The following is an 8,948-nucleotide window of genomic DNA, read 5'->3' as shown; positions in this document are numbered from 1 at the left end:
TTGGATAGTGCACCTGACTACGGATCAGGAGGTTGGGGGTTCGAGTCCCTTCAGGTTCACCTGAAAATCAAAGAGTTATAATCTAAAAGATTGTAGCTCTTTTTTTATTTGCATACAATTTGCTTTTTCCTTTTTGACAAAGCTGAAGCCTTTTGTTGAGACTTTTTGGTTTGATGAATTATTATTTGTGAGTTATTTTCTTGTTTAAACACATCCTTATTATTAACAATTTACTGTTTGTTTCTTTGCTGTATGGGCTTGTTTGTAAGGTTTTATTAGCTGTAAATTCACAAAATAGAATAGTGTCTAAAAATTACAGTGTATGAATACCGTGAGAAAAAAACAAAACAGAGGGATGTACGGCTTGCGTAGCGCGTTTGCTTTAATAGCTTTTTTATTCCTGACTACTTTTGCTATAGCGCAATCTAATACTTCTGCAGGGAATGGTAATTCTAATAATGTCGAAGCAAAGAATGGCATTCTTAAAAATTGGTTCTTTGGAATAAATGGAGGTGGAACTTTTATGCTTTCAAGCTTGCACGACAAACCATATAGTTGGGCTGTAGGGGCTGTGTTAGGAAAACAGTTTAATCGTAAAGTAGGTATTCGTGCCGATTATTTATACGGACAAATGTATTCTGAAGGATTATATAATGGTTTGACACTAGCCAATTATGTTGACTTTATGGATGCCTCTATTATTATTAAGTTAAGCTTGAATGATTTTGTTTTTACTAAATCGCCAAAATTCTTACGTGAATTTTATATGTTTGGTGGGGGTGGTGTTACCTTGTTTAATTCAAGAGTTTTTGATAGAGGAAGTTTAACGTATATTAATGTTGTTGGCTGGGATGCTCTTGGAACAACAAAGACAACTATGGAAATGACACCCTTTGTCCCTATTGGTGCGGGAGCAGCCTTTAATATTCTTAAATCAGGACGTATTTTTCTAACAGCAGAGTTTAGTTATCGTTATTCTCAAGATAACTTACTTGATGCCGGTTTAACAACAAAAGCAACTAATTATACTTATACTTCTTTAGGAATAGTATATAATATTGGAAAACCAACTTTTACACCACAACAGATTACTGCTGATGAGATTGAAAAGAGGGTGAAATCGACTGTTGCCAAAGAAGTAAGCGCTGAAATGACTGCTAAGATGAATGCTAAAATTGATAGCGAAATTACACCAATGAAAGAAGAATTAGCTAAGACAACAAAGGCTTTATCTGATAATAAAGAAACGGTATTGGCATTACAAGAAGAGGTTGAATCTCGTATTAATGCACTTAACGAATCATTAAAAGAGGGTATGGTAACTACCGAAATGCCTGATGGAACTGTACAAAGAACTCCGGTTAGCCAAATGTCGGCAGGAGCTATTCCAACTTTAACAAGTGTTTATTTTGCTTTTAACTCATTGTATATTACATCTGATATGCAAAGAGAAATTGCAACCATTGCAAAAATAATGAAGAAAAATAAAGGATTGAAATGTGAAATAGTAGGAAATGCCAGTAATGTTGGAAGTCCTGAATATAATCTTATGCTAAGTCAAAAACGTGCTGAATCAGTTGCTCTATTATTGGTTGAGGAATTTGGAATTAGTGAAAATCGTTTACGGGTAAAGTCTAATGGATTAGCAGATCCTTTGGCAAAGAATTTAAATAAAATAAACAGAAGAGTAGATTTACAATTAATATGGTAATTAATTTTTAAGAAAAGAATGGGCGGTAAGAAGTGTTTCTTACCGCCTTTCTTGTTTATTGGAATACCATATTTTCTTGAGTTGTAGTTTTTTCACAATAATGACAGCGTAATTTTAGTACACCATTAGCATCGGTAAAAACTTTAAATTTAGTAGGAACTGCCTGATGGTTGGTAATACACTTTGGATTGAAGCATTTAACAAACGATTGTACTTCACTTGGCGTTTCTACGTTATATTTACTAACTACTTTATAATCTTTTATTTCTATAAGTGTTGCTGTTGGGGCTACCAACGCAATTTTATTGATTTCCTCTCTGCCAAAATAACGTCCGCTGATTTTAATTATACCCTTGCTTCCGTATTTCTGACTGTTCATATTGGTGCCAAAATAAACAGGGTTTGGACTACCGTCTAGATTTAATATTCTGATAGCTGTAAACAGCCTGTCAGAAGGTATATGATCGATAACAGTCCCGTTTTCCAGTGCTGAGACTTTTAATTCTTTTTGTACGTTGTTTTCCATTTTTTCTCCTTTCTATCAATTATTTTAATCCTAAAATTAAAGCTATAAGAGCTTCTCTAACATAAACTCCATTTCTTGCTTGTTGAAAATAATATGCTTTTGGATTTTTGTCAACAGCCTCTTCAATTTCATTTACTCGCGGTAGCGGATGTAAAATACGCATATTTGATTTTGAATTTTCCAGCATATCATTTTTTAGAATATAGGAATTTTTAACCCTTTCGTATTCTATCGGATCGGCAAAACGCTCACGCTGGATACGTGTCATATATAAAATATCTACTTTATTCATAACATTTTCAATATCAGTATATTGATAATAATTTAGACCGGCATCTTTAATATATTTTTTAATTACACTGGGGAGTTTTAACTCTTCTGGCGAAACCAAATGGAAAGTAGCGTTAAACTGCGACATTGCTATAACTAAAGAGTGAACTGTACGTCCATATTTTAAATCGCCCACAAAAGCAATATGAATATTTTCTAAGGTTCCCTGTGTTTTTCTGATAGAGTACATATCGAGCAGGCATTGTGTAGGATGCTGATTGGCTCCATCTCCGGCATTGATAATTGGAACACCGGCAACTTCGCTAGCCCAACGTGCACTGCCATCAAGTGGATGACGCATTACAATAAGGTCGGAATAATTGGCTACTGTTTTAACAGTATCCATAAGCGTTTCTCCCTTAGAAACACTAGAGCTTGAGGCATCGGTAAAACCAATAATCTTTCCTCCCAACTGCGAAATGGCACTTTCAAAACTTAAACGTGTACGTGTTGAAGGCTCAAAAAATAAGGTGGCAATTACATGGTTTTCTAAGATTTTTTGACGGGGATTTTCTTCAAAATCTTCAGCAATATCAAGTACTTTTAAATACTCCTCTTTGCTGTAATCGTTGATTGAGATTAGACTTCGATTTTTCATGCAGTTCAATTTTTCTTGTTAATGGTTTTCTATTTCAAAAAAAATGGCGACTATAAGAAGCCGCCATCAATATATTATTTCAATTTATATTTTTTGATAAAATCATCAATTATTCCAACCAAATCGGGTTGCCCAATTTCTTGAAGATCGTAATAAACTCTGGTAGTTGGTTTATTGATGTTTATCTCTCTTTGCAAATCTATTGGAGTACCAATAACTACAGCATCACAATCGGTGTTATTTACCGTAGTTTCCAAATCTTTTAACTGTTGCTCGCTATATCCCATAGCTGGTAATAGAATACCGATATTAGGATAAATTTTAAAAGTTTCGGCAAGTTTCCCGACAGCATAAGGACGTGGATCAATTAGCTCTTTTGCACCATATTTCATGGCGGCAACTGTACCGGCTCCAATTTTCATTTCGCCGTGGGTTAGGGTAGGGCCATCTTCAATAACCAATACTCTTTTGCCTTTAATAATTTCAGGATTATCAACAGCCAATGGCGATGCTGCATCTACAACAATTGCATTTGGAGCGACTTTTTCAATATTTTCTCGAACAGTTTGTATATTTTCCGGCGAAGCTGAATCTATTTTATTAATGATTACAACATCAGCTAAGCGTAAAGTAACTTCACCGGGATAATATTTTAGTTCATGACCAGGGCGATGTGGGTCGACAACTGTCATATTAAGGTCGGGAGCATAAAAAGGGAAATCATTATTTCCACCATCCCATATAATAACATCACAACCATCAGGATCGTTTTCTGCTGCACGAACAATAGCTTCATAATCTACTCCGGCATAAATAACGTTTCCTCTAACCACGTGAGGTTCGTATTCTTCCATTTCTTCTATGGTACACTTGTGTTTATGCAAATCGTCTATAGTAGCAAAACGCTGTACTTTTTGTGCAACTAAATCGCCGTATGGCATAGGATGACGAATAGCCACCACTTTTAAACCTTTAGCCATTAGCAATTCAATAACACGACGCGAAGTTTGACTTTTACCACATCCCGTACGCACTGCTCCAACGGCAATAACAGGTTTGGTACTTTTTACCATCGTATCTCTTGGCCCGAGCAGAATAAAGTTAGCTCCGGCAGCGTTTACTCTGGCACTCATCGCCATTACTCTAGGATAGGGAACATCGCTATAGGAAAATACACAATCGTCAATCTTTAGATCAACAATAAGCTTTTCTAGTTCTTCTTCGGCATAAATAGGAATTCCATTTGGATAGAGATCTCCTGCTAGTTCTGTTGGGTACTTCCTCCCGTCGATATCGGGAATTTGAGCTGCTGTAAAAGCCGCTACTTTGTAGTTTTGATTGCCACGGTAATAGGTATTGAAATTGTGAAAATCTCGACCTGCCGCTCCAATGATTAATACGTTTTTTTTCATCTGCTTATTATTTAAATATGAGTTTCAGATGTTGTTTCCCTACAAAAGAGCTTCAATTTCTTGATTTACTGGCCTCCGCCTCTTTTATAAGCAATTGTATTGTAATCAGTTTATTGGTTTGTACAAAGTTATTGGTTTAAATGAGTTAGACAAATTTATCTTATAAAATTTTATTAACTAAAGTATGCTTTAATCTAGATATTTTGAAATTAATTCTAAAAGTTCTTTTTTATTAATTGGTTTTGATATGTAATTGTCACATCCAGCTTTTAATGCAAGTTCTTTATCTCCAGAAATTGCATACGCTGTTTGGGCAATAATTGGCAGATTTGGACTGAGCGTTTTTATTTGTTTTGTGGCTTCCAAACCATTTAAAATAGGCATTCTAATATCCATTAAGATTAAATCAATTTTAGCATTGCTTTTAGTAATATCAAGAGCTTCTTTTCCGTTTTTAGCCCAAATTATGTTGGCTTCAAGGGGTTTAAGTATAAATTCTAATAATTCATAGTTTAAACTTTCATCTTCAGCAATGAGAATGTTTTTTTTGATGTGTTTTTTTGGTTTAGCTTTCTGTTGATGTTTATTATCAGGCTCAGACTTCGCTGTGGAAAGATGACAGGGTAAATTAATGGTGAATTTACTGCCTTTGCCAGTTTCAGATTCTAACCAGATTTCTCCTTGCATTAGAGAAATTATTTTTTTGGAGATAGCTAGTCCTAAGCCTACACCATCATGCTTACGTGTGTGTGAATCGTTTGCTTGTCTGAAAACATCAAATATAATTTCTTGCTTGCCTTTTTCAATACCTATTCCTGTATCTTCAATAAAAAACTGAAGAATAGGAGCTTTGTTTTCCTTTAGCACATTAAAGCCATATTTTATAGAGCCTGAATCTGTAAATTTTACAGCATTTTTTAAAATATTTAAAAGGACTTGATTTATTCTCTGGTTATCTGTTTTTATGAGGAGGTTTTTATGTTCCTTTGGTATGTAATAGGATAACTTTATATTTTCTTTGTTTTGAGTAATTTGCTCTTTTTGAATGATTTTAAAAAGATCTTCGAGAATATCTTTAATAGGATATTCTCCATAGGAGAGTTTTATATCTCCTGTGTCAAATAGAGTGAAATCAAATACCTCATTTACAATTCCTAATAGGTGATTACCGCTACGGTTAATTATATTACAAAAACTAATAATTTCTTCTTTGCTTTTTTCTTCATCTGCAAGGTCAGAAAAGCCAATAATAGCATTTAAAGGAGTTCTTAATTCGTGAGACATAGTGGCTAAGAAAGTAGATTTTAGTCGATCTGATTCTTGAGCTTTTACCAAAGCAATTCTTAATTCTTCCTCATTCTTTTTTCTTTCTAGAGCTAGGCTAATTTGGGATGCAATAATTTCTAAAACTTTTAGATCTTCTATAGTATAAGCATTTTCGTTCGTATAGCTTTGGATCACAAATGCCCCAATCACCTCTTTGTTTTTTATTAAAGGAACGCCTAACCATTGAGCTGCGAGCTCTCCTATTTTTGTTATTTTCCTCGATTCAATCAGCTGCCTAATCTCCTTTTTATTGACTAGTATAGGTTTCTTTTGTTTGATAAGATAACCTGTAAGACTTCCTTTAGAAGGAATAGAAGGAGTATAGTCATATTCATCAGAAAAATAGTGTGAGCTTATAGTCTCAGAATATTTGTCGTACATAGCAAAATAGAAATTCTGCGCATCAATCAATTTATTGATTTCTGCTTGGATAAATTGTAATAATTTTTCATATTCAAAATCTTGTAGTACTGCGGACGAAATGGATGCGATAACAGCTTGTTGTAGTTCATGTTTTTTTCTTGTAGTAATATCGTGTTGTATGGCTAAAAAACCTATAATGGATCCATTTTCATCGAGAATTGGGTTGAAGCTTGCTTCAATATCAATAAGACTTCCATTTTTGCTTTTGTTTATATAGGTTGAGGTAAAGCTTTTTTTTAGAAGTAGTTTATTCCAAAAATCGGAGTATTCTTTATCAGAAGTATTTCCGCTTTTTAATATTCTTGGAGTTTCTTTTCTAATTACGTCTTCAATTGAGTAACCATAAAGTCTTGTAAATTCCGGGTTGATATAATTAAAAACGCCCTCTTTATCTGTAGTAAAGACAACTTCTTGCGAATGATGTAGAGCAGTATTAAGAAAGCTTAGTCTTTTTCGAGCCTTTTTCTTTTCGGTTATATCGCGTAAGGCAGTAACGCGCATCAATTCCCCATTAAAAGTAATATCTTTAGCTTCAATTTCTAAATCGATAAAAGAACCATTTTTATGTTGAATGAGTATTTCGTAAGGTTTTGAATAGGCTAATGCAATATTTTTAGCTACCTTCTCTTGAGATCCCTCTATTGTAAATATATCTACTATTTTATTCCCAATGAGCTCATCGCGTGAGTAGCCAAGCAATTTTTCCAGAGCAAGATTTGTATCTTGAATAATCCCATCTTTATGGATTAGAATACCTTCAAAAGTAAGTTGTGATAGCTTTTGATATCTGTCACGACTTTCTTCCAGTTCATCTTTTGCTTTTCTTTCTTTTGTAATATTTCGGTTAATTCCTCTTTTGCCTAAATATTTTCCTTGGTTATCATAAATGGGTTTACAGGAATGTTCAATCCAAACTCTTTCACCATTTTGTTTAGCAATTTGAAATTCCATTTTATGTATTTCCTCAAGTTCAATTTCTTCTGAAAAATGTTTTTGAACAGCATCTCTATATTCCGGAACCGTTATTTCTACTAATAGATTGGGATTTTCTTCAAAAGCTGAAGTTGAATAACCCGTTGTTTTTTCGCAAGAAGGAGAACTATAAATATATTCACCATCTGGATTCATCCAATATTCCCACTCAAAAGTATAGTCGGCTAAATATTTAAATTTAGCTTCGCTCTCTTTAAGCTTTTGCTCTTGTAGTTTGCGTTCGGTAATATTACGAATTGTCCCTAAAAGGTATTTGTCACCTTTAAATTTGATAAGCTCTGCTTTTCCTTCTACAAAAATATTTCTACCATCGCTACGTTGAATTTGATAAGTCAAAGACTCTGTATGAGAGCCGGATTTTATTTGTTTAATTCTATTTATAAATCGTGCCTTGTCTTTATCGTTTAAATAATTGGTTCTGAATAAGTTTTTTCCAATAATTTTTTCTTTTGTTGTTCCTAATAATTTAAATGAGGCATTATTCCCTTCCGTTATCTTACCCTCTAAACTGAGTAAAAACATACCATCTGGAGAAAGATTGAATAAAGTCTGTGCGTATTCTTGCTGGTCTTTGCTTTCTTGAATGGCTTTTGTTTGTTCACTTATATCTTGAACAATAACAAACATTCTTTTTTTACCATTTAAAATTATTGGTGAAGCAGAAACTTTAACATCTTTCAATTCTTTATTTGCTAATTGATGTTTCATTAGAAAGCTATTGCCAACATTCTTCAGAGCCTTATCCATTTGCTGTTTTCTTTGCTCCTTGCTTGACAAATAAATTTCTCCAATATGCATTTTTACCAAAGTTTCGTACGGGTATCCATAAAAATCTAAAGCGGCTTGATTGGCATCTACTATTAAATGATTCCCTTCTTTATTTGGTTTTATTAAGAGCATAATAGCTTTGCTATTATAAAATAAATTCATTGGGTCTTGGTTATTCATTGCTTTATCTGTCATAAAAGTAAAACGGCACTAGAATATAATTTTATTGATTATTTCAATTGAAAACGCTGTTTTGTGATAAGTTAAAGGCGCAAATTGAAGATCAGATACGAGCTTGGGTGGGTTATTCTTTCATTAAATTATCACCCGACAAAGATAAAATAATTATGTAATAAAGCAAGTAAACGTATGGGTATTCAGGACTTCAGATGCCTAAATAGTAAAAAAATGAAGGTGAAAAAAGGGTTGGTAAATTTCAATTTATCAGCCCTTGCATTTTAGTATTGAAAAGTTCTACAATTCAAAATCTCCATTTTCATCACTACTGCTTTCTCCGGGTCTTTTGCCTCGCTTTTTATCCATACTCAATTTCCCAAACTTATAACTCAAACTTAACTGCACCATTCGTGTTGTCGGATGACGTTCAGTTGTTATTGTATAATTACTTCCATAAGCTTCATAAGCAAATTGACGAGTATTAAAAATATCGCGTATGCGTAAGTTGATACTCGCTTTTTTGTTAAATAAATCTTGCTTTATTCCTGCATCAATAGCAAAACGAGCATCCATACTTCCTTGCGGAATTACACGTGCAGCATCGTATCTTCCGGACAGTTGAGCCGATAAATTGGGGTTGATACGGAAGTTATTACTGGCTTTAAAATTCCAGGTAAAACCTTC

At 33.7% G+C, this 8,948-nt stretch carries 6 protein-coding genes; 1 reads left to right on the top strand and 5 read right to left on the bottom strand.

Going from position 1 to position 8,948, the window contains the following annotated elements:
* Window positions 1–322 precede the first annotated feature (322 nt).
* Window positions 323–1,711 (top strand): OmpA family protein, encoded by a 1,389-nt coding sequence (locus J7K39_06135; GenBank protein ID MCD6179465.1) that lies wholly within the window; start codon window positions 323–325, stop codon window positions 1,709–1,711.
* A 55-nt stretch (window positions 1,712–1,766) separates the two neighbouring features.
* On the opposite strand, the gene J7K39_06130 is transcribed toward J7K39_06135, so the two are convergent.
* The 5 genes from J7K39_06130 to J7K39_06110 form a co-directional block, all read right to left on the bottom strand.
* A complete protein-coding gene (locus J7K39_06130; protein ID MCD6179464.1) occupies window positions 1,767–2,237 on the bottom strand; it encodes an aspartate carbamoyltransferase regulatory subunit in 471 nt (156 codons plus the stop codon).
* A 19-nt stretch (window positions 2,238–2,256) separates the two neighbouring features.
* Window positions 2,257–3,165 (bottom strand): aspartate carbamoyltransferase, encoded by a 909-nt coding sequence (gene pyrB / locus J7K39_06125; GenBank protein MCD6179463.1) that lies wholly within the window; start codon window positions 3,163–3,165, stop codon window positions 2,257–2,259.
* 74 nt (window positions 3,166–3,239) lie between these two features.
* Complete coding sequence (locus tag J7K39_06120) at window positions 3,240–4,577, bottom strand: hypothetical protein (GenBank protein ID MCD6179462.1); 1,338 nt, start codon at window positions 4,575–4,577, stop codon at window positions 3,240–3,242.
* Window positions 4,578–4,766: 189 nt separating this feature from the next.
* Complete coding sequence (locus tag J7K39_06115) at window positions 4,767–8,267, bottom strand: PAS domain S-box protein (GenBank protein ID MCD6179461.1); 3,501 nt, start codon at window positions 8,265–8,267, stop codon at window positions 4,767–4,769.
* A 294-nt stretch (window positions 8,268–8,561) separates the two neighbouring features.
* A partial coding sequence (locus J7K39_06110) for an outer membrane beta-barrel protein (protein ID MCD6179460.1) occupies window positions 8,562–8,948 on the bottom strand: 387 nt, incomplete at its 5' end.

It is taken from the genome of Bacteroidales bacterium (assembly GCA_021157585.1).
Taxonomy (GTDB): Bacteria; Bacteroidota; Bacteroidia; order Bacteroidales; family UBA12170; genus UBA12170.
The sequence above is the reverse complement of the archived record's forward strand: the minus strand, read 5'-3'. Positions and strand labels throughout refer to the sequence as shown.

Bases quoted from the DNA above. Each gene is read 5' to 3' on its own strand.
- J7K39_06115 (MCD6179461.1), bottom strand. From the start codon at position 8,267: ATGAATAACCAAGACCCAATGAATTTATTTTATAATAGCAAAGCTATT.
- J7K39_06135 (MCD6179465.1), top strand. From the start codon at position 323: ATGAATACCGTGAGAAAAAAACAAAACAGAGGGATGTACGGCTTGCGT.
- pyrB (MCD6179463.1), bottom strand. From the start codon at position 3,165: ATGAAAAATCGAAGTCTAATCTCAATCAACGATTACAGCAAAGAGGAG.
- J7K39_06120 (MCD6179462.1), bottom strand. From the start codon at position 4,577: ATGAAAAAAAACGTATTAATCATTGGAGCGGCAGGTCGAGATTTTCAC.
- J7K39_06130 (MCD6179464.1), bottom strand. From the start codon at position 2,237: ATGGAAAACAACGTACAAAAAGAATTAAAAGTCTCAGCACTGGAAAAC.